The following is a 25,965-nucleotide window of genomic DNA, read 5'->3' as shown; positions in this document are numbered from 1 at the left end:
AGTCGTAGCGCTACAGCCGTTCAGTTATCGAGGAGTATCGATGAAAGTCCACGCCAAGACGCTCGACCCGGTGTTCGCGGAGATGAGCGAGGCCACCGACCGCATGATCTGGGAGGAGATCACCGAACTGTCCATGCGGGAGAAGATCCTGCTGTCCCTGGTCGGCGACGTCTGCCAGCAGACCCTCGGGCTGCCTTTCGCGGCGCACGTGGCGATGGCGTACGAAAACGGGCTGTCCGCCGACGACCTGCGCGAACTCCTGCGCTTCATCGCCTACGACAGCGGCTACCCGGCGGCCCTGTCGGCGCTGGCCCGCCTGGTCGACATCGAACGCGAGCAGGGCCTGCCCGGCCCCACGGGCGACGGGCACCCGATCGACGCCGACGGGCTGACCAGCCCGATCCCCGCGCCGACCCGGCAGGCCGTACGCAATCTCGACCCCGCCTTCGCCGACTACATGGACCTGCAGTCGCGCATGCGCGCGGGGATGCGGCGGCTGACCGTTCGCGAGCGCGCGTTCGCGACCATGACCGTCGACGTGCTCTTCCAGACGCTGGAGGAGAGCTTCCGCGTCCATGTGACGCGGGCCCTGAAAGCGGGTGCCACGCCGGAGGAGGCGCGTGCCGTGGTGCGCTTCTCCGCCCAGTTCGGCCTGACGAAGGCGTGGCGCGGCATGCGGGCGCTGAATGCCCTGTTCACGGAGGCGGGCACGGTCTTCGCCTGATCTGTCCCCGCGAGGTAGGGTGAGTGAATACTCACCTACCGAGAGGGGCGACACTGATGAGACTCGCGGTCTTCGGCGCGACCGGCGGCATCGGCCTGCAGCTCCTGCGCCAGGCCCTCGGTCTCGGCCACGAGGTCACCGCCGTCGTACGCGACGCGTCCCGGCTGCCCGCCGAGCTGCGCGGGCGGCTGGACGTCGTCGAGGCCGACGTGATGAACCCCGACGCCATCGTCCCGGCGGTCAAGGGCTGCGGGGCCGTGCTGTCCGCGATGGGCACGCGCGATCGCGGCCCCACCACCGTCCACAGCGCCAGCACCACCTCGATCATCCAGGCCATGACCCAGGCGCAGGCCCGCCGCATGCTGCTGGTCAGCGCCAGCGGCCTGGTCGCCGACGCGGGCGACGGCGTTTTCACCCGGTACGTGCTCAAGCCGCTCATCGTGCAACGCCTGCTCCGCCACTCCTACGCCGACCTGGCCCAGGCCGAGGAGCTGCTGCGCGCCTCCGACCTGGACTGGACCATCGTGCGACCCTCCCGGCTGCTCGACACCGAGCGGCCCGGCCACTACCGGACCGCCCGGGACCTCAACATCAGAGGAGGGCTCAGCACCACCCGCGCCGACGTGGCCCACTGCATGCTCGACCTCATCGACGACCCGTCGTCCGTCCGCCACGTCGTCTCGGTCGCCTCTCAGGGGCCGGCGGTGTAGTTGCGCAGCTCCGGCAGTGCCCGTGCGACCGCGGCCACGGTCACCGTGGTGAGCAGCCCGCCGACGCAGATCACCAGCCGGTGATCGAGGATCGAGGTGGCGGCCCCGTGCAGCAGGTTCGCGAGGTGCGGGCCGCCGAAGAGGACGACGGTGAGCGAGCCCTGGATTCGGCCGCGCATGGAGTCGTGGGTGTGCGCCTGTGTGATGGCGTTGCGGAAGGTGCTCAGCACGAAGTTGACCGCACCGCCGAGGACGAGCGCCACCAGGGCGAGCCACAGCTGGGCGGCCAGCCCGAGGAGCGCCACGGTGACGCCCCACGCCGCGGCGGCCGCCGCCATGAGCGCGCCGTGGCGTCGGGCCCGGGTGAACGTGCCCGACATCAGCCCGGCCGTGACCACCCCGGCCGGATAGGCGGCGTACAGCAGCCCCAGCTCCAGGCCGCCTCCCGCGGGCCCGCCGTAGGTCTGCTGGGCGAGCTCCGGGAACAGGGCCGTCGGCATGCCGAAGACCATCGCCGCGAGGTCCACCAGGAGCACCGCCACCAGCAGCCGGCTGGCCGCCAGATACCGGAACCCGGCCGCCGACCGGCGCTGCGCGGCCGGGTGGGGTCGGGGCGGCAGCGGCGGGAGCTTGACGACCGCCCACACGACGGCCAGCAGCGCGACGGCGTCGAACAGGTACAGCGCACCGAGCCCGACCATCGGTATCAAGGCGCCGGCCAGTACCGGTCCGAGGATCGACCCGGCGTAGCGGGTCAGGGAGCTGAGGCTGTTGGCCGCCGGCAGGAGCTCGACCGGGACCAGGCGGGGCACCACGGCGCCCATCGTGGTCATGATCGCGGCAAAGGACAGTCCCTGGCAGGCGACCAGCACCATCAGGACGGGGACGAAACGTCCGCCCAGCACGGCCTGCGTCCAGAAGGCCACGTACGTGAGCGCCAGGCCGCAGTGGGCCGCCAGCAGCACCTTTCGCCGGTCCATGACATCGGCGAGCGCGCCCACCCCTAACGCCGCCACCACCAGCGCGACGAACGACACCGCCCCCGCCACGCCCACGGCCGCCGAGGAGCCGGTCACCGTGAACAGCTGCGCCGGCACGGCGACCACGCTGAACGAGCCGCCAACGGCGCAAACCGCCGATGACACCCACAAGCGCCGGTAGGCAGCGATGGCCAGCGGGCGGCGGTCGACGGTGTAGGCGCCGAGCGACCGGGCCGTTGAGGTGATCATCGTCCGGCCCCATCGGCGTCCAGGCTCACCACGTCGGCCACGACGCAGGCGATGTTGTCGGGGGCGCCGGCGGCGTACGCCAGCGCCACCAGCTCGTCGAGCACCTGCTGGGGGGCGCCGGGCCCGGTCAGCGCCGCGCGCAGCGATCGGGCCGGGACGACGGTGGACAGCCCGTCGGAGCAGAGCAGGTACCGGTCGCCGGCCGCGGCGGCGTGCAGCGACAGTTCCGGCCGGGCCCCGCCCGTACCGGTCAGCGCTCGTGCGAGCAGCGCGCGCTGCGGATGCGAGGCCGCCTCCTCCACAGTCAGCCGGCCCTCGTCGACCAGCCCCTGCACATAGGTGTGGTCATGGGTGATCTGGAACAGCTCACCGTCCCGCACCAGGTACGCCCGGGTGTCACCGATGTGCACCAGCGCCAGCCGCGACCCCGACCACAGCAGCGCGGTCAACGTGGTCACCGCCTCACCCGACGGCGTCGAGGCGGCGATCTCCCCGATGGCCCGGTCGGCTTCTCCGACCGCCTCGGCGAGCGCGCCGAGCAGGTCCTCGGCCGCTACGGCCAGCGTCTCCAGCGGTTTGAGCGCGTCGACGGCCGCCGCGCTCGCCAGGTCCCCGCCCGAGCCGCCGGCCCCGTCGGCCACCGCCAGCAACCGGGGGCCGGCGTAGGCGGTGTCCTGGTTGCTCGTACGCACCAGGCCCGACTCCGACCGGGCCGCGTAACGGATCCCCAGCATCGTCGCCGTCTCTTCCACGGTGCTTCCCCTCCCCGACAGATAGTCGACGAGGAACGTGGCCAGCTCTCCACGGGCGGCGGTCTCGGCCAGCACCTGCTCCCAGTAGCCGGCGATCTCCTCGGCCGCCGCGCCCGCCGGCAGGTCGCACACCCGCCGGATGCGTGCCAGCGGCATGCCCAGCCGCCGCAGCCAGGCGATCAACCGGGCCCGCTCCAGCTGTCCCGGATCGTAGAACCGGTATCCGGACTCGCCGTCCACCGCGGCCGGTCGCAGCAACCCGAGCTGGTCGTAGAGCCGCAGGGCCTTCGGCGACAACCGCGCGGCCCGAGCGAACGCCCCGATCGTCAGCAGCCGCACCATTCCTCCTCGTCCCGGCCACCGTGGCCGGTACCGACGATGCTGCGGCTTCACCCTAGGGGAAGGTCAACACCGTGCTTTCCGGAAGCCGGTTCCGCATGCACGGCACAGGCAAGTTGCCAAAACGGAACCACATTCCCTATCTTTATCGGAACGCGGTTCCGTTTAATCCAGGAGGAAACACAGGTATGCAGTACCGCACCTTGGGCCGTACCGGTGTGCAGGTCAGCTCCCTCGTGCTCGGCGCGATGAACTTCGGCAGGATCGGGCGCACCACCCAGGACGACGCCACCGCCATCGTCGACGCCGCCCTCGAAGCCGGGATCAACCTCATCGACACCGCCGACATGTACAGCGACGGCGAGTCGGAAGAGATGGTCGGCAAGGCCATCGCCGGCCGCCGCGACGACATCGTGCTGGCCACGAAGGCGAGCCTGCCGATGGGCGAGGAGCGCAACCATCAGGGCGGCTCGCGCCGCTGGCTGGTCACCGAGCTGGACAACAGCCTGCGCCGCCTCGGCGTCGACCACGTCGATCTCTACCAGATCCACCGGTGGGACCCGACGACCAGCGACGAGGAGACGCTGTCGGCCCTGACCGACCTGCAGCGCGCGGGGAAGATCCGCTACTTCGGCTCCTCGACCTTCCCCGCTCACCGCGTCGTCCAGGCCCAATGGGCCGCCCGCGAACACCACCTGAGCCGTTACGTCACCGAGCAGCCCAGCTACTCGATCCTGCAGCGCGGGATCGAGAGCCACGTCCTGCCCGTGACCGAGCAGTACGGGCTCGGCGTGCTGGTGTGGAGCCCGCTGGCCTCGGGCTGGCTGTCGGGCGCGATCCGGCAGGGCCGGGAGATCGCCACCAACCGCTCGGCGTTCATGCCGCGGCGCTTCGACGCCTCCATCCCGTCCAACCGCACCAGGCTCGACGCGGTCGAGCGACTGGCGAAGGTCGCCGACGCGGCCGGGCTGACGTTGATCCAGCTCGCGCTCGGTTTCGTGACCGCGCACCTGGCCGTGACCAGCGCGATCATCGGCCCCCGGACGCTGGACCACCTGCGCTCGCACCTCGCCGCCGCCGACACGGTGCTCTCCGCCGACGTGCTCGACGCCATCGACACGATCGTCGCGCCCGGCGTCGACCTGGCCCCGGAGGAGAAGTACGACACCCCGCCTTCCCTGCTCGACCCGTCGCTACGCCGCCGCTGATCGCTCAGGCGGACTCCCACCACACCAGATTGGCGGCCACCTGGGCCACCGGCTCGATGATCTCCCACGCCTCGGCGATCAGCCCGTCGTCCAACCGCCAGATGTCGACGACCGCGATCTCTGGCCCGGCACCGGGGAGCCGGCGTCGCGAGTACATCACGACGTGATCACCCTCGGCCAGCACGTGATGGATCTCGACCTGCATGCCGGCGAGGGGGCCGAGCGCGGCGCGTACGGCGGCGAGCCATTCCGCCTTGGTCGACGAGGTCGGACCCGGCCGGTGATGGACGAAGTCCTCGCTCAGCAACGGCGCGAGCGCATCGACGTCGCCCGTCGCGACCAGTGCCGTCAGCGCCTGCTGGACGATGCTCTTGTTGTCTGTGGTCAGGTTCTGCGTAGTCATGGCGGCAGTGTTTCGACCGTTGCCCACGGTTGTCGATGAACTCGCATTTCATGGCGCCCGTCGCCACGAGGAGTAGCATCGACGGGCATGCACACGGTCGGGGAGCTGTTGCGGCAGTGGCGGCATCGCCGGCGAATCAGCCAGCTCGATCTCGCGATCGCCGCCGACGTCTCGGCTCGTCACGTCAGCCTGGTGGAGACCGGCAAGTCCAACCCGAGCGCCGACATGATCCTCCGGCTCGCGGATCAGCTCGAGGTGCCGTTGCGTGAGCGCAACCGGCTGTTGCTGGCCGCCGGCTTCGCACCCCGCTACGCCGAGCGGCCGCTCGCCGGGGACGCTCTGTCGGCGGCCTGGGACGCGGTCGAGAGGGTGCTCCGCGCACACGAGCCGTACCCGGCGCTGGTCATCGACCGCCGGTGGAACATCGTGATGACCAATCGCGCTCTCGGCCCGTTCCTCGCGGACGTCGCCCCCGACCTGCTGCGGCCGCCGATCAACATGCTGCGCCTGGGACTGGACCCGCGCGGGCTCGCCCCTCGGATCGTCAATCTGGCCGAGATGCGCGTGGTGCTCCGTACCCGGATCGCGCGTCAGCTCGCCACCGCTCCCGACCCCGAGCTCACCGCGCTCTACGAGGAGCTGCTGGCGCCCGGCTCCGAGGACGCGGGTCACCCCGTCGAGTCCGAGGTTGTGATCCCGATGATCTTCAACTTCGGCGGGCGAGAACTGCGGCTGTTCTCGACCACCACGACGTTCGGCACCCCGATGGACATCACGCTGGACGAGGTCGCGATCGAGTCGTACTACCCGGAGGACGCGGAGAGCGCCGCCTACTTCAAGAACCTCGTCGCGCTTGACCTCAACCGCGGTTGAGATCCCAGAATTGCTGATCGCTGGCGATGCGCCCGCATGTTCTGGATCGCTTTCATCCCAACCATGGAGACGTTTGTCATGACCAAAATCGTCGTCATCGGCGCCACCGGCAGGCAGGGCGGCGCGGTCGCCGACCTGCTTCTGCAGCGCGGTCACGAGGTGGTGGCGTACGTGCGCTCGGAGGAGTCCCCGGCCGCGAAGGCGCTTTCTGCTCAGGGAGCGCGGCTCGCCGCCGGTGACCTCGCCGATCCCGACGCGCTCCAGCGGGCCTGTACGGGCGCCGACGCGGTTTTCGGCCTCTCGGTGCCGTTCGGCGAGGGCGGCAAGGACGAGGAGGTGGCGCAGGGACGCCTGCTCGTCGACACCGTCGCCCGCCTCGACGCCCACCTGGTGTACTCCTCCGTACGGGGCGGCGACCGGCTGGAGGTCACCAACGTCGACCACGCCGACAGCAAGCAGCTCATCGAGGCGTATTTACGCGAGCAGCCGGTGCGCGCGACGGTGCTCGGCCCGGTGTACTTCATGGAGAACGCGCTCAACCTCGGCTTCAGCCGGCTCGGCGACGGCATGCTCGCCAACCCGCTGACTCCCGGCAAGCCGCTCGACCAGGTGAGCGTCCTGGACATCGCCGGCATGGCCGTACACGCGATCGAGAACCCCGGTGAGCTCGTCGGCGAGCGGATCGACATCGCCTCCGACCGCGTCACCGGGCAGGAGGCGGCCCGGATCCTGAGCGAGGTGCTGGGCCGGGAGATTCCGTACCAGCAACTGCCGCTGGACATGGTGCGGCAGTGGGCCGGCGAGGAGGTGGCCACGATGTTCGAGAGCTTCGAGAACAACACCGACTTCCTCGACATCGAGACCCTGCACGCCAAGTACCCCGCCGTGCGCTGGCACGGCTACGCCGAATGGGCCAAGACGGTCGACTGGGACAGAGTCCTCGCAGGTCAGCTCCCCTGACCGGGACCGAGCGGGACCGGTTGACGGCTCATCCGGACGGTGTCGTGACGGTGGGTGCCTGCGGCGCGGACACCTCCGCGGGCCTGGACCTCACCAGCCACAGGCCGGTGAACACGGCGCCGGCCAGGGTGACGACGCCGGCCGCGACGAAGGCACTGTCGAGGCCGGCCTCGAAGGACGCGCCGCCGGCCTCCCGGGTGCGGACGACGGCTCCGAGCGCCGCCACGCCGAGCACCGCGCCGATCTGCCGGGTGGTGCTGCTGATGCCCGACGCGAGGCCTCCCTCCTGCGGGCTGACCGCCTGGATGGCGGCGCCGGTCAGCGGGGACATGGTCAGGGCGAAACCGACACCGACGATGGCCAGCCGCCACCACACGTTCCCGTAGCCGGTGTCCGCGTGCACGAAGCCCAGCGCCAGCAGCCCCAGCCCGGCCAGCGCCAGGCCGATGGTGACCACGATCCGGAAGCCGTATCTGGCCGCGAACCGGCCCGCGAACGGGCTGACGATCACCATGGCGAGCGAGGCGGGCAGGGTCTGCAGGCCGGCCAGCAGAATCGAACTGCCCTGGACATACACGAAGAACTGGGAGAAGAAGAAGGACGAACCCATGAGCGCGAAACCCACCACGACCATCGCCGTGTTGGACACCGTGAACAGCCGCTGCCGGAACAGCCGCAGCGGCAGCATCGGCGTCGCACCACGTCCTTCGACGACGACGAAGACGGCGAGGATCGCCACCGCGGCGGCGAAGGTGCCCAGGATCACCGGCGAGGTCCAGCCACGGGAGCCGCCCTCGATCAGCCCAAAGGTCAGCGCCCCCACGCCCAGCACGGACAGGACCGTCCCCGGGAGGTCGATCGCCGGCGCGTTCGGATTGCGGGACTCGCTCAGGACGCGCATACCGACCAGCAGCAGGATCGCGCCGATGGGCACGTTGACGAGGAAGATGGCGGGCCAGCCGAAGGCGTCCACCAGGATGCCGCCGGCCAATGGTCCGGCGGCCAGGCCGATCCCGCTGAATCCGGCCCACAGTCCGATCGCCTTGACCCGTTCCTGCGGAACGGGATACGCGGCGGCGAGCAGGGCCAGCGAGGCGGGGCTCAGCGCCGCGGCCCCGATGCCCTGCACCACCCGGCCGGCGATGAGCCAGCCGATCGAGGGTGCGACGGAGCACACCACGGACGCGACGGTGAACACCACGACGCCGGCCAGGAACACCCGCTTGCGGCCGAAGCGGTCGGCGAAGACCCCGCCGGACAGCAACAGCATGGCGACCAGCAACACGTAGGCGTCGACGATCCATTGCAGGCCGGTCAGCTGGGTGTGCAGCCGCTGCTGCATGTCGGGCAGCGCCGCGCCGACGATCGTGCTGTCGAGCAGCACCATGAACTGGCCCAGGCAGGCCACTGCGAGTAACGCTGTCCGGTTCGTGCTTCCGTGTGCGGTCAAAGTTGCTCCCTCTCATGGGGCGGATGCTCTGGCACACCATAGTTCGATAATTCCGAAGTGTCGAAGCGTTGTATGGTGGAGGGCATGCGACCGCTACCCCAGCCGGCGCGCGAGTCGTTGACGCTCGCGCCAGTCCTCCACGCGCTCGGCGATCCGGTGCGCCTGGAGCTGGTACGGCGGGCCTGGGACAACCCCGAGTCGACCTGCTCCGCTCTCGCCGACGGCCTGGACGTGCCGCTGTCGACGCTGTCCAACCACTGGCGTATCCTGCGCGAGGCCGGGCTGATCACCATGACCGTCGACGGCCGGCACCGGCGGATCCGGCCGCGCGCCGACGATCTGAGCGACCGCTTCCCGGGCCTGCTCGACCCGATCCTGCGCCTCAGCGCGGCCGAGCCGTCGGACAGCGGCCTGCAGTGAATAAGGGAGTAGGCCGTAAGTGACGGAACTCCGCTGGTGATCGGCACGGCGACCACGAGCGGTCGGAGCCGGCCGGGCGCACCGCCCGGCCGGCCCGAATCTCATCACCTGTCTCGTGACATTTACATCTGTCTGCTACGGGCCCTCACGAGGAGGATCGTTCGCGTAACCGCACCTCAAAGGGAGCAATCATGACCGTCTCGCCCGTGGCCAAGACCGTCCGGATCGAGCGCACCTACGCGACCATGCCCGAGCACGTGTGGCGCCTGTGGACCACCAGTGCCGGCATCGAGTCCTGGTGGTCGCCCGACGGCTTCACGGTCAACGTCGGGAAACTGGACCTGCGGCCCGGCGGCGAGCTGATCTACACGATGACCGCGACCGCGCCCGAGCAGATCGCGTTCATGGAGGGCGCCGGGCTGCCGCTGAGCACCGAGTCGCGCAAGACCTTCGTCGAGGTGGACGAGCCCACGCGGCTCTCCTACACCTCGCTGGCCGACTTCATCCCGGGGGTGGAGCCGTACGACTTCCTCACCGTGGTCGAGATCCAGTCCACCGGCGACGGCGTCCACGTGGTCATGACCATGAACGCGATGCACGACGAGGAGTGGACCCAGCGCCTGACGGCCGGCCGCGGCAACGAGCTGGACAACCTCGGCCGGGTCATCGACGCCGGGGAAGTCTGATCCCCTCACGCTCGTGGTGCGCATCGTCTCTCCCTTGAACGGTCACGACACCGTTGCTCTGGCCCCCCGCCTGCGCCGCCGCGCGATCGGAGCGGATCCAGGTCGCCGGCATGCCGGCCCGTCCAGGACGCCCACCCGCGCCGGATCCGGCACCCGGCCGCGGACTCTACTCTGGTCAGCCAGGACGCGAGGACGGGCGGTGGGAGGATTGGCGGAGCTGTGGCGATCCGACCGCGTCGTCCGGCTGGCGCCGATCGGCGCGGTCGCCTGCAGTGCTCTGCTGCCGGTGGTGCAGGTGATGCTGGCGTTCGGCTACATGGGCAACGACACCCGCACGGGGCTGTGGAGCCTCGCGGCGGTGGTGACGTACCTGCCGCTGCACCTGCGCCACGTCTGGTACGCGGCGCGCGCGCGGCGGCCACCGGCCGGCGTCTGGACCTTCGCCGTGATGGCCGCCGTCATCCTCGGCGCCACTCCCTTGGCCGGGAACATGTGGCCGCGGTCGTACGCGGCCCTGGTGGTGTCGGCGCTGCTGGTGCTGCCGGCGCCGTGGTCGTACATCGTGTACGTGACGGTGGCGGCCGCGGCGGCGCCGATCGCCTACGCGCTGGGGCTGCCGTGGACGACGGCGCCGTGGCTGCTGTTCTCGGTGCTGGGCGGGAGCGCGGCGCTGCTGCTGCTGGTCTGGCTCCCCGCCGCGCTGACGCGGCTGCGGGCGGCCAGGGAACTGCTCGCCCAGCAGGCGGTGGCACAGGAACGCCGCCGCCTCGACGACGATCTGCGCCGGAGCCTCGGCCGCGCGCTGGAGTCGATCGCGGCGCGCGGCGAACAAGCCGGGCGCAGGCTCGGGGGAGCCGCGCCCGAGGGCCTGTCGGACGAGCTGGCCGCGCTCGCCGACGACTCCAGACGTACGCTCGCCGACGCCAGGCAGCGCGTACGCGGCTACCGTCAGCCGTCGTTGCGCGCCGAACTGGAGACCGCCGCGACCCTGCTGGCCGCGGCCGGCATCGAGACCCGCCTCGAACTTCCACGCGGCGGCGTTCCCGACGCCATCGCCCCGCAGTCCCGGGCCGCGCTGCGCGCGACGGTCACCCGGCTGCTGCGCGCCGACGCCGTACCCTCCTGCACGATCACGGTGGCCTCCACGGACGGCCGCCTACGGCTGGAGCTGCGCACCGGCGAGGCCACCGAGACGATCGAGATACCGGCATGACCGCGTCCATCCCGCCCCGCTGGGTGCTGCGGCATCCGCACTGGCCGCTGATCGCCCTGCACGTGCCGCTGGCCCTGCAGGTGCCGGTCTACACGATCCTCGGCATGGACGGCCCGCCCGGCAACCCGGTCGCCGCGATCCTGGGGGCCGCCGCGGCCGGCGCGATCCAGCTGCGGCACAGCCTCGCGGCGGCCCGGGGCGAGCGTCCCGCGGGCTGGCCCTGGAGCCTCGCGGCGCTGGTGCTGCTCGCGGACCTGCCGATCTGGTGGCTCGGCTCCAACTGGGAAGCCCTCGGAATCTTCGCGCTCGCCTCGATGATGACCTTGCTGCGCGGCGGGTGGGTGCTGGCGGCGGCCGCCACGCTGCAGCTGACGGCCAACGCCACGAGGGAGGTGCTGACGATGCTGCAGAGCCAGGGCACGATCCCGCAGGCCGTCCTCCTCGGCCTGTACGCGGTGGTCGCCACCGGCCTGTACGCCGCGGCTCTGGTCGGTGGCGCCCGGCTGGTCCGGCTGCTGAACGAGCTGGACGCCGCCCGTACCGAGCTGGCCGCGACCGCCGTCGGCGAGGAGCGGATCCGGGTCTCGCGCGACCTGCACGACCTGCTCGGCCAGAGCCTGTCGGCGATCGCTCTCAAGGGTGACCTGGCGCTGCGGCTGCTCACCAGGGACGCCGTCGCCGCCCGCGCCGAGATCGAGAGCCTGACCGGCGTGGCCCGCGACGCGCTGCACGACGTACGGGCGATCACACGGGACCAGCACGCCGTGTCACTGCGTACGGAGATCGACGGGGCCGCGGCCCTGCTCGGCGCCGCAGGCGTGGAGACCCGGCTCGACGTGGCCGACCTGCGGTCGCTGCCCGGGTCCGCGCAGAGCGCCCTGGCCTGGGCCGTCAGAGAGGGCACCACGAACCTGCTGCGCCACAGCGAGGCCGGCTCCTGCACCATCACGCTTTCCCGGCAGCACGGGAGAATACGGCTGGAGATCGTCAACGACGGCGTCCGCGGCGCCGCCGGCCTTGGGAGCGGCTCCGGGCTCGCCGGGGTGGCCGAGCGGGCCGAAGCCGTGTCCGGCTCGTCCGAGGCCGGTGTCCGTGATGGCCGGTTCCGGCTGTCGGTCGAGGTTCCCGAGGAGGTCGCGTGATCCGCGTGCTGATCGCCGAGGACATGCACATGATCAGGTCCGCGCTGGTCGCGTTGCTGTCGCTGGAGGACGACATGGAGGTGGTCGCCGAGATCGAGCGCGGGGACGAGGTGCTGGACGCCGCGCTGCGGGTACGCCCCGACGTCGCGGTGCTGGACATCGACATGCCGGGCCTGGACGGGCTGTCGGCGGCCGAGCAACTGTCCGCGCGGCTTCCCGACTGCCGCACTCTCGTGCTCACCGGGCTCAGCCAGCCGGGCAACCTGCTGCGCGCGCTGAAGGTGCACGTCAAGGGCTTCATCGTGAAGGACGCCCCGGCGCAGACCCTCACGGACGGGATCAGGCGCATCGCGGCGGGGGAGCGGGTGATCGACCCCGAGCTCGTCGCCGCCGCTCTCGAGACCGGCAGCAGCCCGCTGACGGCCCGCGAGACCGAGGTGCTGCGCGCCGCGGCGAGCGGCAACCGCGTCGCCCAGATCGCCACCCAGCTCTCGCTCTCGCAGGCCACGGTGCGCAACTACCTGTCGAACGCGATCAGCAAGGTGGGCGGGCGCAACCGCATCGACGCCATCCGCATATCTCGCGACGCCGGCTGGCTCTAGACATGTCAGTGCTCGGGCTGTCAGCGGTCGGGGGTGAGGAGGGGTTTGACGTCCAGGATCGGGGTCGCGTCGAGGGCTTCGAGGTTGCGGACGTGGACGCGCGTGCCGTCGATGGCGAGGATGTGGACGACGTGCAGGTCGATCGGGTTGGGACGGTCGGGCGCGCGGGTGGCGAAGACGCCGGAGAGCGGCCGGGTGGTGTCGCCGCGCGGGTACACGGTGAGCGTCTCGCGGTCGGCGCGGTCGAGCGTGTATTCGATTAAAGGTCCTGGATCCTCACTCGGTCTCGGCCGCGGACGCTTGTTCGATGGGGAAGAAAACCGGGCTGAGCAGGTATTGCGCGCGATCCGGCGTCGGCTCGTTGGCCAGCAGGGGCAGGATCACGCGCCGCAGCTCGATGATCATCTTCTCCAGTTCGTCGCGGTTGAGCCAGACGGCGTGCTGCCGGTAGCCGACCAGGTCCGCGGCCGGCTCGGCGTTGTCGCGATCGAGGTAGGCGTTGAACTCGGCCACCAGCACGGCCATCGACGTGGCGAACACGCGCCGGTGGTCGTCGGCCGACAGCGCCGCCGCCGCGTCGGCGTCCACGACGACCCGGTCAAGGCGTAGCCGGTAGCGGCGTTCCACCGCGCCGCGCACGCGCCGCTCGTCGGCCACCTCCAGGATTCCGTTGGCCGCGAGCAGGTCGACGTGCCGGTAGATCATGGCCTTCGAGCTGTCGGGGATGCGGGCGCACAGTTGAGCGGTGGTGAGTTCGCGCCCTCCGCGCATCGCGTGCACGATCCGCAGCCGTACCGGATGCGCCAGCAGTTCCAGGGTGTCCACCTCGCAACGGTCTCATGCCGTGCCACCATTACACAAACACGAGAACGGTGGCTGCCTCTAGTGCGGGAACGCCTTCGGCGGGCGGGGCGTCACCTCGTCGCGGAACGCCTCGATGACGGAGTGCACCTGGCGCATGAGCACGGTGTCCCGGAGCCGGTCCAGGTAGAGCGAGCGCCGGGCCAGCGCGTCGAGGCCCACGGCGAAGTAGATGGCCATCAGTGGATTGACGAACAGCTCGCTGCCCTTGGTCCTGTCGGTGAAGCGCACATCCCCGAACTCTCCGCGTACGGCCGCCGCGATCGAGCCGTTCACGATGCTCGGGTACGCCGGCAGCTCGGCCTGGGCGTGGGCGACGGCGTCGAGGTAGAGCGCGCCCGCCTTCGTGGACCTGGAGACGGAGAACGCGCCCAGGTAGGCGCCGTCGCGCTCCAGGGCTGCCAGGTTCTCCAGGACCTGTGCGTGGTTGACGCCGTGATAGGCGTCCACCCCGAAGCCCAGGCAGGCCACGATCTTCTCTGGGACGTCGAGGGCGTGGGCGGCGGCCAGGCTCGTCATGTCGTCGGCCGGCGTGCCGAGACCGGCCTCGTCGCCGCGCATGAGGATGTCGGTGCCGCCGTCCACCAGGACGACCGCGTCCAGGTCGAGGTGCGCGGCGAGCTTGGCGTACGCGGCCTGCAGCGGGCGGACGCCGACCTTGGGGAAGGCGTACACGGTCGACGGCTGGCCGTGCGTGGCCAGCCAGCGGGCCAGGCAGCCCTCGGGGAAGTACCAGTCGCGGGCCTCGGTGTCCGGGCGTATCTCCGCGACGTCCTCGAACAGCCAGACGTCGAGATCGAGGGCGTCGAGGTGGCTGAACGACAGGTTCGCCAGGTGCACCTCCTTGCCGGCCTCCCGGAGGGTCAGGGCGAGGGGTAACCCGGCGTACACGTCGGAACCTCCGCCTGCGCCGGCGACGAGGATCCGGCTGCAACGCTCAAGCCGGGCGGACAGCGGCGATCCGAACATGCATCACATCTTGCACTGTGGACAGCACGATCAGCGTCCCGTAATCGCTCGCGCTGCAGGCGTCGGCCCGGGTTCGGGGCCGTTCATCAGCGGGCGCTGCGATCAATGTGGCAGAGTGCGGGGCATGAAGCCCGATTTGCGCCTCGACGTTCCGGCGGACTTCGACGACTCCGATGCCGACTCGCAAGTCCATCCGATGGCCAGGTTGCTGTTCCCCGCACGGACCGCCGCGGAAGCGTTCGGCAAGGCCCAGGAGTGGGTGGGGGCTCACAACGTATTTCTGGTGGACGTCTCGTGGGACTACGCGACCGGTGAGGCAGAACCGTACGTCCTGAGCATCTACTTCGTCTTCGAGGACGAATCCGAGCCGGCGTGAGCCACGGCCCTGCGCGGGCGGTGCCGGATCCGGCCGGTGTGGGCGGCCCGCCGTAGCCAGAAGGCCGTGGGTCCCAGGCAGACCAGCAGTGCGAGCAGGCTGGCCTCGGGGCCGAACGTTCCGCCGGTCAGCGGGGCCGGGCCGGACAGCGTGGCGTTCAGCAGGCCGTGGGGTGGCAGGTCCGACCCGGAGAGTACGACTCCGAAGATGCCCGCATGGGTGAAGTTCCAGGCGAAGTGAAGGCTGATCGGCAACCACAGCGAGCGGGTCGCGACGTAGGCCGCGGCCGTCATGGTCCCTCCCGTCAGGGCGAGCGAGAGCGTCCCCCACAGCGTGGCGTTGACGTTGACCAGATGCGTCGCGCCGAACAGCAGGGCGGACACGACCAGGGCGATCACGGTGCCGGTGTGTTCCTCCACGATGCGGAACAGGACTCCTCGGAACAGGAGTTCCTCGGCGACCGCGACGCTCGCCATCATGCCGGCGGTGCCGACGAACCCGCCGAAGGAGCCCCAGGACACCTCCCGCAGGCCGCCGAACATCGCGATCGGCAGCACGGGCAACCGGAACGCGCGGAGCCGGCGCCGGCCCGTGGAGGAGGCGGCCTGTGACAGAGCCATGGCGGATCCTTCCGTTCGAGGTTCCGCGGTGATCCTGCGGCAGAAGGGAGGCTAGGGAACGGAGCGGGCCATGCCATCCCACCGGAAGGGACATTCGGGATAGCTCTCACGGGGGATGGGACGAGTTCAGGGTGAGGTCCGGGGGAGGGCGAGGGCCAGGATGGCTCCGCCGTGAGGGGCGTTGGCAGCGGTGAGGGTGCCGCCGTGCAGGCGCGCGTTCTCGGCGGCGATGGCCAGGCCCAGACCGCTGCCCTCGGTACGGGTACGGGCGGCGTCGCCTTTGGTGAACCGGTCGAAGACGTGGGGCAGAAGGTCGGCGGGGATGCCGGGCCCGTCGTCGGAGACGGTGACGACGATCCGGTCGGCACCGGACTGGACCTGGATGAGGACCGACACCGCCGGGCCGCCGTGCCGCAGCGCGTTGCCGACGAGGTTGGCGAGGATGACATCGACCCGGCGCGGGTCGAGGCGGACGCGCAGGCCCGGGGGGATGTCGGTGCGGACCCGATCGTGCCAGTGCCGCAGATCGAGCGTCTTGGCGATGAGCTCGCCCAGGTCGACCTCGTCGAGATTCAGTACGGCGGCGCCGGCGTCGAAGCGGGACACCTCGATCAGGTCCTCGACGAGGCGGGTGAGCTTGCGCGTCTCGTCGGAGACCAGCTGCAGCGCCTCGGCGGTGAGCGGCGCGAGGCGGCCGGAGGCGGCGTCGGCGTCGAGGACTCCGGTGACAGCGCTCATGGCCGCCAGCGGCGTACGCAGCTCGTGGGAGACGTCGGCGGCGAACCGCCGCGCCCGCGCTTCCATGTCGCGCAGTGCGGCCGCGTCGGCCTGGAGCGTGGCCGCCATGGTGTTGAAGGTGCGGCCGAGGTCGGCGAGTTCGTCGTCGCCGGTGACGCCCACGCGGGTGTCCAGGCTGCCTCCCGCCATCTGTTCCGCGGCCGTGCGCAGCCGCCGTACCGGTCGCAGCAGTCTGCGCGCGGCCAGCAGCGCGGGGACGATGGAGGCCAGAGCGACGGGGAGGGCTCCGGCGCGGGCGGCGGCCGCCAGGCTGTCCACGTCCTGCTGCTGGGAGGCCAGGGAGAGGGAGGCGTAGACGACGAGCGGCGGGGAGCCGTGCGGGCGTGCGGCGGCGGTGACGGGAAGGGCCACGGCCAGCCAGGGCGTCCGGGCGTGGTGGAAGCGCTGGGCCAGCGCGGTGCGCGCCGAGGCCGCCTGGTCGCGCAGCTGCGCGGGCAGCGGCGGCACCTGCTTCCCGGCGGCGATGAGCGGGCCGCCACGATAGGACAGCGCGGTGTGCCGGCCCCGCGTGCCCATCGCCAGGTCCAGCTGCCGGGCCAGCTTGCGCAGATCCGCCTCGGCGGGGTCGGCGGGCAGGTCGGGCGTCCGGGAGGTGAGGTTGGCGCGTAGTTCCTGCAGGACGTCGGCCTGGGCGCGTTCGACGATCGCGGTGTGGCCCTGCCGGTAGGTGATCGTGGCGGCGGTCAGCGCGCTGATCGCGGAGACCAGGAGGAACACCAGGACCAGCTGGGCTCTCAGGCCGCGGGCGCGGGCGAGGCGGATCACAGCGGCCCGAACCGGTAACCGAAGCCGCGCACGGTCTGGATGTAGCGGGGGTTGCGAGGGTCGTTCTCGATCTTGGCTCGCAGCCGCATCACGCACGCGTCGACCAGCCGGTAGTCGCCGTGGAAGCTGTGCTCCCAGACCTGTTCCAGGAGTTGCTGGCGGCTGAAGGTCTGCTCGGGCGCGGCCGTCAGGAACAGCAGCAGCTTCAGCTCCGTCGGCGCCAGCGCGAGCTGCTCGCCGTGCTTGAGCACGCGCAGGGCGACCCGGTCGACGAACAGGTCGCCGTGGGTGGTGCGGGCCTGGTCGGAGGAGGCGGGCTGGGTGGTACGGCGCAGCACCGCGCGCATGCGGGCCTCGATGACCTCGCTGCTGGCCGGCTTGATCACGTAGTCGTCGGCGCCGGCTTCCAGGCCCACGACGACGTCCACGTCATCGTCGCGGGCTGAAAGGATCACGATGGGCACCTGGCTGAAGGCGCGGATGCGGCGGCAGGTCTCCAGGCCGCTCATGCCGGGCAGCATGAGGTCGAGCAGGACGATGTCGGGCGCGCTCGCGATGAGTTCGGCCAGTCCTTCCTCGCCGGTCGAGACGAGCAGGGTCTCGTGGCCCCTGTGGCGCAGGCCGAGGCTCACGCCGCGGCGTACGGCCGGGTCGTCTTCTATCACCAGGACGCGGGTCATGAGGAGGCTCCCTGGCGGGCCGGGACGGCCGACCCGCTCTCGTCGCACCTGACGGGCCAGGGCGGGCCCGGCATGCCGGGCTCGAACACCTCGATCACGGGGTCGTCGCCGACGTCCGGGGCCTCAGCGGCCGTACAGACCAGCTGGCTCACCGCAGCCGGGCGCAGGTCACGCACCAGCCACGGCAGATGCAGCTGTACGCGGCCCTTGGCCGTCCTGGCGCGGACCGGACGTGGCGCCGAGGGCAGTTGCGTGATCAGCCCTCGTGCCCGCTCGGCCGCCGTGGGGCCGTCGAGCAGCGCGTCCATGGCCTGTTGCACCCGGGCGGCGGCCGATGCCGGCCGGGAGACCGGCCAGGTGCCCTGGGGCGTGACGAAGTACACCCGCAGTGAACTACCGAGGTCTTCGGTCAGGCCGCCTTGGACCAAGTCACCGGCGGAGCGCACATCGGTGTCGCTGATTCCACAACCCGCCAGCGTCGCCGCGGCGACCAGGCCGGCCGCCACGCGGCATAAGAGCCTCGGCATGTGCCCGTTCCCCCGTTTCCTGGCGCGAACCGTCCTGCCATGACTGGCTGAGCCTGCTCACGTCGACCGTCCCGGCGCCGGGCCGCGGCCGCGGTATCGCCGCCCACAACCCCGCCGCCATGACCGCCGCGGCGGCCAGTGCCGCCCATCCGCGCCGCCCGGTGGCCCAGCCGGTGCGTAGCCGTATCGGATCTTCGACGGTGGCCTTCGAGACTACCGCAGCCAGCAGTGACAGCCCGGCCGCGATGATCGTCCAGCCCCAGCCGCCGAACCCGGCCACCGGCCGGGGCAGCAGCAGGTAGACCGGCCAGTGCCACAGGTACAGGCTGTAGGACAGCTCGCCCAGCCGGCGCGGCACGGTGCTGCCGATCACCCGGCCCGCCAGGCTGTCCGGTGCGTGGGCCAGGAGCGCGATCAGCGCAGCGCCGGCCAGGGAGTGTGCGAACATCCCGCCCTGGAACAGGCCGGGGGCCTTTTCCCCGCCGGTCGACAGCCATGAGGCCAACAGTCCGCACAGCAGCAGGACGCAGAGCACGTCCACGGCGGTACGTGACAGGCCGGCCACCGCGTTCCGGATGGGCGCCGTGGCGGCGGCCGCGCCGAGGAGCAGGGAGAAGGCCCGGGTGTCGGTGCCCTCGTAGGCGCGGGTGCTGTCCACGGCCGCCCCGAGCCTGATCATGAGCAGAAGTGAGACGAGCGCGCCGGCCACCGCGACGAGCGCCACCCGCCGGTGCCCGCCGGGCCCTCTCCCGGCCACTGCCAGCATCAGAGGCCAGGCCAGGTAGAACTGCCATTCGACGCCGATGCTCCACAGGTGGGCGAACAGGCGCGTGCCGGAGGCGTTCCAGTAGCCGATCCGCTCCCCGATGTAGTGCCAGTTCACGCTCTGGGCGGCCACCCACGGCGCGTCCTGGAGGGCGTACCTCAGCAGGTCCGGCCTGGCGAACGCCCAGGCCAGCAGCAGTGTTGAGGTGACCATGAAGGTCAGCGCGGGCAGCAGACGGCGGGCCCTGCGCTCCCAGAAGGCCGCCAGGCGGAGACCGCCGTTCCTGCCGAGCTCCTCCAGCAGCAGTCCGGTGATCAGAAAGCCGGACAGGACGAAGAACAGGTCGACGCCCAGGAACCCGCCGCGCAGGTGCCCGGCGTGAAACAGCAGGACCGCGGCGACAGCGAGCCCGCGCAGCCCGTCGAGCGCGCCGACATGCGCGCGGCGCGGGGCCGACGTCGTCGGCCCCATCAGCCGCAGCCGAGTTTGGCGAAGCGCTCGCCACCGGTCCACGGCCCGGTGGCCCAGACGGCGGGGGCGGCCGGGGTGAAGCCGGCCAACTCGCCGAGCTGCTTGGCGAACCAGGTGGCGAAGGCCGCCGAGCCCTGCTGGCAGGAGTGGATGCCGTCCTTGGCGCGCTGGGCCTTGGCGGCCGCGTAGTCGCTGCCCCACAGCGCGGAGGCATCCAGGTAGCGAACGTGCGTGGTCTTGGCGGCCATCGCCGGCGCGGTCTTGATCGCGTTCTCGTGGGGCTTGTAGAAATCGTCGATCTTGAACGGTGGCGCGGACACCAGCACGAGTTCGGCACCCGCGTCCACGGCCGTTCGGGAGAGCTGCTGGTAGGCCGCCAGCTGTTGGCGGGCGGTGCCCCAGTCGTAGGTGGTGATCTGGTAGGCGATCACCGTCGGCCGGAAGGAGGCGAGGTTCTCCTTCAGCGTCTTCCAGGTGTCCCTGGCCGCCATGGCCGTCACCTCGTGGTCACCGGCGACGACGTTGCCGCCGCCGTCGGACGTGGCATTCTTGAATGCCACGCCCGCGGCCTTCAACGCCGCCTCCAGCGCCGGGGCCTGCGCGCCCGCGATGGAGTCACCCATCCAGAGCACCTTGACGCCGGTGGCGGTCTGCTGGGTCGCCGCGCCGGGGGAGGTCGCGGACGCGCCGCAACCCGCGAGTGTGAGCCCGGTCGCGACAGCCAGGATCAGGCCGGTGTACCCGTGGTGGAACCGGCGAGAGAGGTTCGTCGATCGCATGGCCAGCAGGCAATCAGACGAATTCGGAGCTCAGCCGGGTTGTCATCGTTTCATCACACGATGCGGGATCGGCCGTCACGAAGGCCGGGCGGGCGCGCCAAGGGTGTCGCTGTCGTCAAGCGGCCGGCTCACACCGCCGGTGGGACCCAGGGTTGAAGGGTCTCCGGGTCGAACGGCATGGAGATGTGCTCATGCGTGATCAGCCACTTGCCGCTGGTCCGGCGGCAGCAGACCGTCGACCGTACCCACATCACGCGATCAGACCCGTCCTTCAGGGTTCCGGTGTCCAGGTGGAGCATGTGCGCGAACGCGACGTCTCCGCTGATGGCGATGTTGAGTTCGTGCGTTTCCAGGCCGATGGGGCCGTCATATTCGTCGAACCACCGCACGAAATTGCGGCGGACTTCGTCGGACCCCGCGAACTGGAGCGGGGGAACGACATCGTAATAAATGATGTCGGGAGAATAGTGGGACATGAGCCGGTCAATGTCCTTTGCCTGGCAGGCATCGACTCGACCTTCCAGGAAGGCCAGAAATTCGGCATCGTTCGTAGTCATTGCATCCTCCGTTCAAGGAATGTGTGGTGTCAGGCGGCGCGGCCGGCCTTGAGTGAGGCGGCGGTGTCGACGATTCGGCGGGCCTGGTAGCGGGCCGCGTCCAAGGGCACGTCGCCGGGTGCGCCGTCGCCGGCCACGTGGGAGGTGCCGTACGGGTTGCCTGACTGGAACTGGATGGGATCGGTGTAGCCGGGAGGCACGATGATGCCGCCCCAGTGGTAGAACGTGTTCCCCAGCGCCAGGATGGTGGACTCCTGCCCGCCATGGGCAGTGTTGGAGGCGGTGAAAGCCGAGTACACCTTGTTGGCGAGCAAGCCCTGGAACCACAGGGGCCCGGTGGTGTCGATGAACGCCCTGAGCTGACTGGCCGGGTTGCCGAAGCGGGTGGGGGTACCGAACAGCACCGCGTCGGCCCACCCCAGGTCGTCGAGGCCGGCCTGGACGACGTCGGCGGTGTCCTGAATGTGCTGGCCCCAGGCCGGATTGGCGCTGATCGCCGCCGGCGGAGCCGTTTCGGCAACCTTGCGCAGTCGCACATTGGCGCCGGCCTTTTCCGCGCCTTCGGCGGCGGCTCGCGCCAAGGCATGCACGGTGCCGGTGGCACTGTAGTAAATGATCGCGAGGTTGACGGGTTCCATGGTCAGTTTCCTTTCGCAATGTTCGTCTCAGGAGTTTGACGACAGAGCCGTGCGAAATGTCAGGCGGACGTCTTTGCCGAGCGCTTCGCGTGCGGGTTCATCGCCGCGCGCGTCAGGCCGTCCAGGGCCGGAGCTTGTTGGGGTTGCGTACGGCCCACAGGTGCTTGATCCGCTCGCCTGCGACGTCGAACGCCATGACCACCACGGTCTCCCCGTCCTGCTGGGCCGCCAGGCCGGGCTGACCGTTGACCGTACGCTCCAGGAACACGAGGTCGGGTGCCAGGCCGGCGACCTCGACCAGGTAGCGCGCGATCCGCTCGGCGCCCTCGACCGGCTCCAGCATGGCGGTGACCAGGCCGCCGCCGTCGGCGATCGCCGTGGCGTCGGGGTCGAGGAGGTCGACGAGGGCTCTGATGTCCTTGGCCTCCCATGCCTGCTTGAAGTCCCTGACGACGTCGGCCTGCCGGGCCTCCGACGTCACGGGCGTCTGTGACTCGCGGATGCGGCGGCGCGCGGAGGAGGCGAGCTGGCGGCAGGCCGCCGGGGTACGGCCGACGACCTCGGCCACTTCGGCGAAGGAGTAGCGGAAGACGTCGTGCAGGACGAACGCGACGCGCTCGGCCGGGGTCATCGCTTCGAGCACCACGAGGAACGCCATGGTGACCGACTCGTCGAGGGTGATCCGGTCGGCGGGGTCGCCCGGCCGCGCGCCGGTCCACTCCGTACGGTCGGGCAGCGGCTCGGGAACCCATTCGCCCACGTAGCTCTCGCGGCGGACCCGGGCCGAGCCGAGCAGGTCCAGGCAGATGCGGCCGGCGACCTTGGTCAGCCAGGCGCCGGGGCTCTCGATGGCCTCCTGCTGCCGCGGGGTCATGGCGTACCAGCGGGTGTAGGTCTCTTGCACGACGTCCTCGGCGTCGGCCAGCGAGCCGAGCAGCCGGTAGGCGAGATTGATCAGCCGACGCCGCTCGCTCATGATCGCGCTCAGGCTCGGATCGCGCCGGTCGTCTCCTGGCTCTGATCGGGTGGTCATGATATGTCGTCTTTCCTTGTCGCAATCGCTCTCACCACTACGACGAGACAGCGCCGTGGAATGTGAGGTCTCGCCTGACATTCCATGGCGCCGTGTCGTCGTAGCAGGGTGATCACGGCTCTCAGCAGAGGGTGTCGCCGGCAGACGCCCGAGTGTTGCCGGGCGATGGCCTCCAGCCGTTCCCGTGAGCGCGCGGCTGTCTTTAATCCAGGTCGGACATGTCGAGTACGAAACGGTAGCGGACGTCGTTGCGGCGGAGGCGGTCGAGGACCTCGTTCACCCGCGCAGAGGGGAGCAGTTCGATCTCGGCGATGATGCCCTTGTCGGCGCAGAAGTCCAGCATGGCGGCCGTCGCAGGACGGCCGCCGCTGCCCGCGGAGCTGAGTTTCTTGCGCCCCACGAGCAGGTCCATGGCCTCCACGGTGAGCGATCCGAGATGCCCAAGGTGGCTGAGGGTGCCGTCCATGGCGACCAGCCGCAGATACGGGCCGAGGTCGTGCGGGGTGGAGATGGTGTCGATGACGACGTCGAACGTGTCTCGGGCCTCGGCCATCTGTTCCGGATCCGTGGACACGATGAACCCGTGGGCGCCGAACCGGCGCGCGTCGTCGGCCTTGTCGGGGGATCGGCTGATGACCGACGTCGTGGCGCCGAGGGCCACGGCCATCTTGACCGCGAGATGCCCCAGGCCGCCCAGGCCTGCCACGGCGACGCGGCTGCCGGGCCCCACTCCCAGAGTGTGCAGGGGCTCCCAGACGGTAATGCCGGCGCAGAGCAGCGGGGCGGCGCCGGCCGGGTCCAGGCCAGGGGGCAGCGGGTAGACGAACCGGTCGCGGACGACGTACTCGCGGGAGTACCCGCCCAGGGTGGTCGATCCGTCCTGCCGGTCGCTGCCGCCGTAGGTCAGGGTCGGGAAGGCGTGACAGAAGTTCTCCTGGCCGGCCCGGCACATGGCGCACTCGCCGCAGGAATCGATGATGTTGCCGACGGCGACCCGGTCGCCGGCGGAGAAGCGGGTGACCGCGGGCCCCGTCTCGGTCACCACGCCGGTGAACTCGTGCCCCGGAACCAGGGGTTGCCCGGCTTCGTCGTCGTGGTCGCGGAGCGCATGCAGGTCGCTGTGGCAGACGCCGCAGTAGTCGATCTGGACCGCGAGGTCATTGGGGCGCAGGTCGCGACGCCGCAACGCTGTGCGCCGCAGACTCGCCGTCGCGCCGTCCGCCTGCCATCCGGTCGTGGTCCGCACTGCAGTTCTCCTTAAAACAGACTGTTCGGTTTATTGGAGTGTAGGCACGGCGTCGCGCGCTCGGCAAACCAACTGTTCTGTTTGGTAAGGTCATCAGCATGGCGGACCAGCCCCTGACCTCGCGCGGAGCCGCGACCTACCAGCGCATTCTTGATGCGGCGACCCGGGAGTTCGCCCAGTACGGCATCGCCGGGGCGCGGATCGAGCGGATCGTGTCCGCTGCGAACACCAACAAGGCCCAGCTCTACGCCTACTTCGGCAACAAGGACAAGCTCTTCGACGCGATCTTCTTCGCCTCGCTGGAGCGGATCGTGAATGTCGTCCCGATCGACGCCGCCGACCTCGCAGACTGGGCCGTACGCCTCTACGACGAGTACCTCCGCCGTCCCGACCTCATCCGGTTGGCCACCTGGGCGCGCCTGGAACGCCGGCCGGCCGGCCACCTCGTGGAGGACCACGACCGGCTCGACGATCGCAAGCTGAGTGCCATCGCCGAGGCCCAAGCCGCCGGGCGAGTGCGCCAGGGAGACCCGTTCGACGTGATGGCCATGGTCATCGCCATGTCCATGGCCTGGTCACCGGTCAGCAACGTCTATGCGGCGACCGCCGAGGAGTCCTCCGACGTCCACGAACAGCGCCGCACCCTGCTCCGCGAATGCGTCCGGCACGCTGTCGCGGCCGATTGAGGCTCCCGGAGCGGTCCTGTTACCTTCTCCCATCGGCACTCGTCATAAGTGCGACGACCGAATACGAACGGTCGTCGCACCAACGAGTGAAGTGAGAACAAGATGCTGAACAACATCATGTACGTGACGGTCTACGTCACCGATCAGGACCGTGCGCTGGAGTTCTACACCGAGGGACTCGGCCTGGAAAAGCGGATCGACTTCCGGGGGCCCGACGGACGTTTCCTCACTGTGGGCGTTCCCGACAGCCCGGTGCAGATTCTTCTGTGGTCGCATGCGGCGGCCGCGGGACAGCCGGGCGACGTGGGCCAGGATGGGGCGCCCGGTCCGCTGATCCTCGAATCCGATGATCTGCGGAAGGATTTCGAGATCCTGCGCCGGCGCGGCGTCACTTTCGAAGAGTCCGAACCCGTGGACTATCCGTTCGGGGTCCGCATCGAGGCGGTGGACCCGGACGGCAACCGGGTCTCGCTCCGTCAGCAGCGAAAGCCGTGACCGCCCACCCGTCCGGCCTCGTGACCGAGGCGTTCGAAGCCCAGCGCGATCGGCTGCGCGCCGTCGCGTACCGCGTGCTGGGCTCGCACGCCGACGCCGAGGACGTGGTCCAGGAAGCCTGGATGCGTCTCGTCCGCCAGGACGAGACGACCATCGGCAACCTGGCGGGCTGGCTGACCACCGTGGTCGGCCGCATCAGCCTGGACCTCCTGAGATCCCGCCAGGCCCACCCCGAAACCGCCTACGGGCACGAGCATGCGGACCTCGTGGTGACGCCCCACGACGACCCCGCGCCGGACGAGCAGGCGGCGCTGGCCGATTCGGTCGGCCTCGCCCTGCTCGTCGTGCTCGACTCGCTCACCCCGAGCGAGCGCCTGGCGTTCGTCCTGCACGACATGTTCGCGGTCCCGTTCCACGAAATCGGCCAGATCCTGGGCAAATCCGCCGACGCCACCAAGATGCTCGCCAGCCGCGCCCGCCGCAAGGTCCAAGCCACGGACCGGCCGGCGGGCCCCGGCCGCGAGCACCGAGAGGTCGTCCACGCATTCCGCGCCGCCGCCCTCGGCGGCGACTTCGAAGCGCTCCTGCGGGTCCTCGACCCGAACGTGAAGCTGACCGTCGACACCCCCGGCGGCGTGGTGGTCACCCTCGGCGCCACCGAGGTCGCCGCCGGCGCCCGCATGTTCTCCGGCGAGGCCGCCCGCCACCGACCCGTGCTGGTCAACGGCATCCCCGGCCACATGTCCTGGCGCCCCGACGGAACCCCTCTCTCCGTCATCGCCTTCACCGTCGCCGAAGGCCGGATCACCGGCATCCACATCGTCGTCGACCCGGCCAAACTCGCCTCGATCCAGCTGCCCGCCCCAGCCTGAGCCGGTGTCGTCAGGCTCGGCCCGTGCATGTCCGACCCGGGCCGAGCCCGGACGCGTCTTTACGCTACTTATAATGAATATATGATGCGTAAAACGCCGACGTCGCGGCGCAAGC

General features: G+C 70.6%; 31 protein-coding genes. 14 read left to right on the top strand and 17 right to left on the bottom strand.

Annotation, left to right across the window (positions count from 1 at the left end; translation table 11 throughout):
* Window positions 1-40 precede the first annotated feature (40 nt).
* Entirely contained in the window at window positions 41-724 is a 684-nt protein-coding gene (locus ACWDRB_RS50080; protein ID WP_449906921.1) for a carboxymuconolactone decarboxylase family protein, read from the top strand.
* Window positions 725-780: 56 nt separating this feature from the next.
* The gene (locus ACWDRB_RS50075) at window positions 781-1,434 is read left to right on the top strand and encodes an NAD(P)-dependent oxidoreductase (RefSeq protein ID WP_449906918.1); all 654 of its coding nucleotides are present in this window, start codon (window positions 781-783) and stop codon (window positions 1,432-1,434) included.
* Here ACWDRB_RS50075 and ACWDRB_RS50070 read toward each other — a convergent pair.
* A complete protein-coding gene (locus ACWDRB_RS50070) occupies window positions 1,416-2,663 on the bottom strand; it encodes an MFS transporter (RefSeq protein WP_449906915.1) in 1,248 nt (415 codons plus the stop codon). The two genes, ACWDRB_RS50075 and ACWDRB_RS50070, sit on opposite strands and share 19 nt — an antisense overlap.
* The gene (locus tag ACWDRB_RS50065) at window positions 2,660-3,757 is read right to left on the bottom strand and encodes a MerR family transcriptional regulator (RefSeq protein WP_449906912.1); all 1,098 of its coding nucleotides are present in this window, start codon (window positions 3,755-3,757) and stop codon (window positions 2,660-2,662) included. Before ACWDRB_RS50065 ends, ACWDRB_RS50070 begins: the two co-directional genes overlap by 4 nt.
* 185 nt (window positions 3,758-3,942) lie before the next feature.
* Here ACWDRB_RS50065 and ACWDRB_RS50060 point away from each other — a divergent pair, with 185 nt between their 5' ends.
* Window positions 3,943-4,962, top strand: a complete 1,020-nt coding sequence (locus tag ACWDRB_RS50060; RefSeq protein WP_449906909.1) for an aldo/keto reductase — start codon at window positions 3,943-3,945, stop codon at window positions 4,960-4,962.
* 4 nt (window positions 4,963-4,966) lie between these two features.
* Here ACWDRB_RS50060 and ACWDRB_RS50055 read toward each other — a convergent pair whose 3' ends face one another.
* Entirely contained in the window at window positions 4,967-5,365 is a 399-nt protein-coding gene (locus tag ACWDRB_RS50055) for a nuclear transport factor 2 family protein (protein ID WP_449906907.1), read from the bottom strand.
* Window positions 5,366-5,452: 87 nt separating this feature from the next.
* On the opposite strand from ACWDRB_RS50055, the gene ACWDRB_RS50050 reads away from it, so the two are divergent.
* Window positions 5,453-6,238, top strand: coding sequence for a helix-turn-helix domain-containing protein (locus ACWDRB_RS50050; RefSeq protein WP_449906905.1), 786 nt, complete (start codon window positions 5,453-5,455; stop codon window positions 6,236-6,238).
* Window positions 6,239-6,316: 78 nt separating this feature from the next.
* The gene (locus ACWDRB_RS50045; protein ID WP_449906902.1) at window positions 6,317-7,198 is read left to right on the top strand and encodes an NmrA/HSCARG family protein; all 882 of its coding nucleotides are present in this window, start codon (window positions 6,317-6,319) and stop codon (window positions 7,196-7,198) included.
* Between the two features lie 28 nt (window positions 7,199-7,226).
* On the opposite strand, the gene ACWDRB_RS50040 is transcribed toward ACWDRB_RS50045, so the two are convergent.
* A complete protein-coding gene (locus ACWDRB_RS50040; protein WP_449906899.1) occupies window positions 7,227-8,648 on the bottom strand; it encodes a DHA2 family efflux MFS transporter permease subunit in 1,422 nt (473 codons plus the stop codon).
* Window positions 8,649-8,732: 84 nt separating this feature from the next.
* Here ACWDRB_RS50040 and ACWDRB_RS50035 point away from each other — a divergent pair, with 84 nt between their 5' ends.
* The 5 genes from ACWDRB_RS50035 to ACWDRB_RS50015 all read left to right on the top strand — a co-directional run bounded on the left by ACWDRB_RS50035 (window position 8,733) and on the right by ACWDRB_RS50015 (window position 12,711).
* On the top strand, window positions 8,733-9,068 hold the full coding sequence (locus ACWDRB_RS50035) for an ArsR/SmtB family transcription factor (protein ID WP_449906896.1): 336 nt from the start codon (window positions 8,733-8,735) through the stop codon (window positions 9,066-9,068).
* Between the two features lie 191 nt (window positions 9,069-9,259).
* Entirely contained in the window at window positions 9,260-9,754 is a 495-nt protein-coding gene (locus tag ACWDRB_RS50030) for an SRPBCC family protein (RefSeq protein ID WP_449906893.1), read from the top strand.
* Between the two features lie 199 nt (window positions 9,755-9,953).
* Window positions 9,954-10,967 (top strand): hypothetical protein, encoded by a 1,014-nt coding sequence (locus tag ACWDRB_RS50025; protein ID WP_449906890.1) that lies wholly within the window; start codon window positions 9,954-9,956, stop codon window positions 10,965-10,967.
* The gene (locus ACWDRB_RS50020) at window positions 10,964-12,109 is read left to right on the top strand and encodes a sensor histidine kinase (protein ID WP_449906887.1); all 1,146 of its coding nucleotides are present in this window, start codon (window positions 10,964-10,966) and stop codon (window positions 12,107-12,109) included. Before ACWDRB_RS50025 ends, ACWDRB_RS50020 begins: the two co-directional genes overlap by 4 nt.
* Entirely contained in the window at window positions 12,106-12,711 is a 606-nt protein-coding gene (locus ACWDRB_RS50015) for a response regulator transcription factor (RefSeq protein WP_185075314.1), read from the top strand. The genes ACWDRB_RS50020 and ACWDRB_RS50015 overlap by 4 nt, the downstream gene beginning before the upstream one ends.
* A gap of 20 nt (window positions 12,712-12,731) precedes the next feature.
* On the opposite strand, the gene ACWDRB_RS50010 is transcribed toward ACWDRB_RS50015, so the two are convergent.
* Genes ACWDRB_RS50010 through ACWDRB_RS50000 form a run of 3 tightly spaced genes read right to left on the bottom strand, consistent with a single transcriptional unit; the run spans window position 12,732 to window position 14,541 of the window.
* Window positions 12,732-12,971: a TrmO family methyltransferase domain-containing protein gene (locus ACWDRB_RS50010; RefSeq protein ID WP_449907118.1), complete on the bottom strand. Its 240-nt coding sequence runs from the start codon at window positions 12,969-12,971 to the stop codon at window positions 12,732-12,734.
* 16 nt (window positions 12,972-12,987) lie between these two features.
* A complete protein-coding gene (locus ACWDRB_RS50005) occupies window positions 12,988-13,536 on the bottom strand; it encodes a helix-turn-helix domain-containing protein (RefSeq protein ID WP_449906883.1) in 549 nt (182 codons plus the stop codon).
* A 57-nt stretch (window positions 13,537-13,593) separates the two neighbouring features.
* Complete coding sequence (locus ACWDRB_RS50000) at window positions 13,594-14,541, bottom strand: DUF1152 domain-containing protein (protein WP_449906880.1); 948 nt, start codon at window positions 14,539-14,541, stop codon at window positions 13,594-13,596.
* A 124-nt stretch (window positions 14,542-14,665) separates the two neighbouring features.
* On the opposite strand from ACWDRB_RS50000, the gene ACWDRB_RS49995 reads away from it, so the two are divergent.
* The gene (locus tag ACWDRB_RS49995) at window positions 14,666-14,917 is read left to right on the top strand and encodes a hypothetical protein (RefSeq protein WP_355196388.1); all 252 of its coding nucleotides are present in this window, start codon (window positions 14,666-14,668) and stop codon (window positions 14,915-14,917) included.
* Here ACWDRB_RS49995 and ACWDRB_RS49990 read toward each other — a convergent pair.
* The 10 genes from ACWDRB_RS49990 to ACWDRB_RS49945 all read right to left on the bottom strand — a co-directional run bounded on the left by ACWDRB_RS49990 (window position 14,881) and on the right by ACWDRB_RS49945 (window position 23,797).
* On the bottom strand, window positions 14,881-15,537 hold the full coding sequence (locus tag ACWDRB_RS49990) for a CPBP family intramembrane glutamic endopeptidase (RefSeq protein ID WP_449906877.1): 657 nt from the start codon (window positions 15,535-15,537) through the stop codon (window positions 14,881-14,883). The two genes, ACWDRB_RS49995 and ACWDRB_RS49990, sit on opposite strands and share 37 nt — an antisense overlap.
* Before the next feature lie 126 nt (window positions 15,538-15,663).
* The gene (locus ACWDRB_RS49985; RefSeq protein ID WP_449906874.1) at window positions 15,664-17,100 is read right to left on the bottom strand and encodes an ATP-binding protein; all 1,437 of its coding nucleotides are present in this window, start codon (window positions 17,098-17,100) and stop codon (window positions 15,664-15,666) included.
* Complete coding sequence (locus ACWDRB_RS49980; RefSeq protein WP_350730502.1) at window positions 17,097-17,780, bottom strand: response regulator transcription factor; 684 nt, start codon at window positions 17,778-17,780, stop codon at window positions 17,097-17,099. Before ACWDRB_RS49980 ends, ACWDRB_RS49985 begins: the two co-directional genes overlap by 4 nt.
* Window positions 17,777-18,163 carry a hypothetical protein gene (locus ACWDRB_RS49975; protein WP_397370269.1) on the bottom strand — a complete coding sequence of 129 codons (387 nt, stop codon included), beginning with the start codon at window positions 18,161-18,163 and terminating at the stop codon, window positions 17,777-17,779. Before ACWDRB_RS49975 ends, ACWDRB_RS49980 begins: the two co-directional genes overlap by 4 nt.
* Before the next feature lie 46 nt (window positions 18,164-18,209).
* Window positions 18,210-19,544: an acyltransferase family protein gene (locus tag ACWDRB_RS49970; protein WP_449906869.1), complete on the bottom strand. Its 1,335-nt coding sequence runs from the start codon at window positions 19,542-19,544 to the stop codon at window positions 18,210-18,212.
* Window positions 19,544-20,323 (bottom strand): SGNH hydrolase domain-containing protein, encoded by a 780-nt coding sequence (locus ACWDRB_RS49965; protein ID WP_449906866.1) that lies wholly within the window; start codon window positions 20,321-20,323, stop codon window positions 19,544-19,546. Before ACWDRB_RS49965 ends, ACWDRB_RS49970 begins: the two co-directional genes overlap by 1 nt.
* A gap of 128 nt (window positions 20,324-20,451) precedes the next feature.
* Window positions 20,452-20,880, bottom strand: coding sequence for a YybH family protein (locus ACWDRB_RS49960; RefSeq protein WP_449906863.1), 429 nt, complete (start codon window positions 20,878-20,880; stop codon window positions 20,452-20,454).
* Window positions 20,881-20,909: 29 nt separating this feature from the next.
* Complete coding sequence (wrbA, locus tag ACWDRB_RS49955; protein ID WP_449906860.1) at window positions 20,910-21,518, bottom strand: NAD(P)H:quinone oxidoreductase; 609 nt, start codon at window positions 21,516-21,518, stop codon at window positions 20,910-20,912.
* A 112-nt stretch (window positions 21,519-21,630) separates the two neighbouring features.
* A complete protein-coding gene (gene sigJ / locus ACWDRB_RS49950; protein ID WP_449906857.1) occupies window positions 21,631-22,551 on the bottom strand; it encodes an RNA polymerase sigma factor SigJ in 921 nt (306 codons plus the stop codon).
* Between the two features lie 202 nt (window positions 22,552-22,753).
* Window positions 22,754-23,797, bottom strand: coding sequence for an NAD(P)-dependent alcohol dehydrogenase (locus tag ACWDRB_RS49945; RefSeq protein ID WP_449906854.1), 1,044 nt, complete (start codon window positions 23,795-23,797; stop codon window positions 22,754-22,756).
* A 98-nt stretch (window positions 23,798-23,895) separates the two neighbouring features.
* Here ACWDRB_RS49945 and ACWDRB_RS49940 point away from each other — a divergent pair, with 98 nt between their 5' ends.
* The 3 genes from ACWDRB_RS49940 to ACWDRB_RS49930 all read left to right on the top strand — a co-directional run bounded on the left by ACWDRB_RS49940 (window position 23,896) and on the right by ACWDRB_RS49930 (window position 25,850).
* On the top strand, window positions 23,896-24,483 hold the full coding sequence (locus ACWDRB_RS49940; RefSeq protein ID WP_449906851.1) for a TetR family transcriptional regulator: 588 nt from the start codon (window positions 23,896-23,898) through the stop codon (window positions 24,481-24,483).
* A gap of 102 nt (window positions 24,484-24,585) precedes the next feature.
* Window positions 24,586-24,978 (top strand): VOC family protein, encoded by a 393-nt coding sequence (locus ACWDRB_RS49935; RefSeq protein WP_363973894.1) that lies wholly within the window; start codon window positions 24,586-24,588, stop codon window positions 24,976-24,978.
* Window positions 24,975-25,850 (top strand): sigma-70 family RNA polymerase sigma factor, encoded by an 876-nt coding sequence (locus tag ACWDRB_RS49930; RefSeq protein WP_449906847.1) that lies wholly within the window; start codon window positions 24,975-24,977, stop codon window positions 25,848-25,850. The genes ACWDRB_RS49935 and ACWDRB_RS49930 overlap by 4 nt, the downstream gene beginning before the upstream one ends.
* The last annotated feature ends 115 nt before the right edge of the window (window positions 25,851-25,965 follow it).

The organism is Nonomuraea sp. NPDC003707, from assembly GCF_053587055.1.
The sequence above is the reverse complement of the archived record's forward strand: the minus strand, read 5'-3'. Positions and strand labels throughout refer to the sequence as shown.

What these genes read in the sequence shown, in the direction of transcription:
- ACWDRB_RS50055 (WP_449906907.1), bottom strand. Translation starts at nt 5,365, where the DNA reads ATGACTACGCAGAACCTGACCACAGACAACAAGAGCATCGTCCAGCAG.
- ACWDRB_RS50075 (WP_449906918.1), top strand. Translation starts at nt 781, where the DNA reads ATGAGACTCGCGGTCTTCGGCGCGACCGGCGGCATCGGCCTGCAGCTC.
- ACWDRB_RS50000 (WP_449906880.1), bottom strand. Translation starts at nt 14,541, where the DNA reads ATGTTCGGATCGCCGCTGTCCGCCCGGCTTGAGCGTTGCAGCCGGATC.
- ACWDRB_RS49995 (WP_355196388.1), top strand. Translation starts at nt 14,666, where the DNA reads ATGAAGCCCGATTTGCGCCTCGACGTTCCGGCGGACTTCGACGACTCC.
- ACWDRB_RS49960 (WP_449906863.1), bottom strand. Translation starts at nt 20,880, where the DNA reads ATGACTACGAACGATGCCGAATTTCTGGCCTTCCTGGAAGGTCGAGTC.
- ACWDRB_RS50020 (WP_449906887.1), top strand. Translation starts at nt 10,964, where the DNA reads ATGACCGCGTCCATCCCGCCCCGCTGGGTGCTGCGGCATCCGCACTGG.
- ACWDRB_RS49970 (WP_449906869.1), bottom strand. Translation starts at nt 19,544, where the DNA reads ATGGGGCCGACGACGTCGGCCCCGCGCCGCGCGCATGTCGGCGCGCTC.
- sigJ (WP_449906857.1), bottom strand. Translation starts at nt 22,551, where the DNA reads ATGACCACCCGATCAGAGCCAGGAGACGACCGGCGCGATCCGAGCCTG.
- ACWDRB_RS49940 (WP_449906851.1), top strand. Translation starts at nt 23,896, where the DNA reads ATGGCGGACCAGCCCCTGACCTCGCGCGGAGCCGCGACCTACCAGCGC.
- wrbA (WP_449906860.1), bottom strand. Translation starts at nt 21,518, where the DNA reads ATGGAACCCGTCAACCTCGCGATCATTTACTACAGTGCCACCGGCACC.
- ACWDRB_RS50070 (WP_449906915.1), bottom strand. Translation starts at nt 2,663, where the DNA reads ATGATCACCTCAACGGCCCGGTCGCTCGGCGCCTACACCGTCGACCGC.
- ACWDRB_RS50065 (WP_449906912.1), bottom strand. Translation starts at nt 3,757, where the DNA reads ATGGTGCGGCTGCTGACGATCGGGGCGTTCGCTCGGGCCGCGCGGTTG.
- ACWDRB_RS50060 (WP_449906909.1), top strand. Translation starts at nt 3,943, where the DNA reads ATGCAGTACCGCACCTTGGGCCGTACCGGTGTGCAGGTCAGCTCCCTC.
- ACWDRB_RS50035 (WP_449906896.1), top strand. Translation starts at nt 8,733, where the DNA reads ATGCGACCGCTACCCCAGCCGGCGCGCGAGTCGTTGACGCTCGCGCCA.
- ACWDRB_RS50045 (WP_449906902.1), top strand. Translation starts at nt 6,317, where the DNA reads ATGACCAAAATCGTCGTCATCGGCGCCACCGGCAGGCAGGGCGGCGCG.
- ACWDRB_RS49990 (WP_449906877.1), bottom strand. Translation starts at nt 15,537, where the DNA reads ATGGCTCTGTCACAGGCCGCCTCCTCCACGGGCCGGCGCCGGCTCCGC.
- ACWDRB_RS49935 (WP_363973894.1), top strand. Translation starts at nt 24,586, where the DNA reads ATGCTGAACAACATCATGTACGTGACGGTCTACGTCACCGATCAGGAC.
- ACWDRB_RS50030 (WP_449906893.1), top strand. Translation starts at nt 9,260, where the DNA reads ATGACCGTCTCGCCCGTGGCCAAGACCGTCCGGATCGAGCGCACCTAC.
- ACWDRB_RS50080 (WP_449906921.1), top strand. Translation starts at nt 41, where the DNA reads ATGAAAGTCCACGCCAAGACGCTCGACCCGGTGTTCGCGGAGATGAGC.
- ACWDRB_RS50050 (WP_449906905.1), top strand. Translation starts at nt 5,453, where the DNA reads ATGCACACGGTCGGGGAGCTGTTGCGGCAGTGGCGGCATCGCCGGCGA.
- ACWDRB_RS49965 (WP_449906866.1), bottom strand. Translation starts at nt 20,323, where the DNA reads ATGCGATCGACGAACCTCTCTCGCCGGTTCCACCACGGGTACACCGGC.
- ACWDRB_RS49980 (WP_350730502.1), bottom strand. Translation starts at nt 17,780, where the DNA reads ATGACCCGCGTCCTGGTGATAGAAGACGACCCGGCCGTACGCCGCGGC.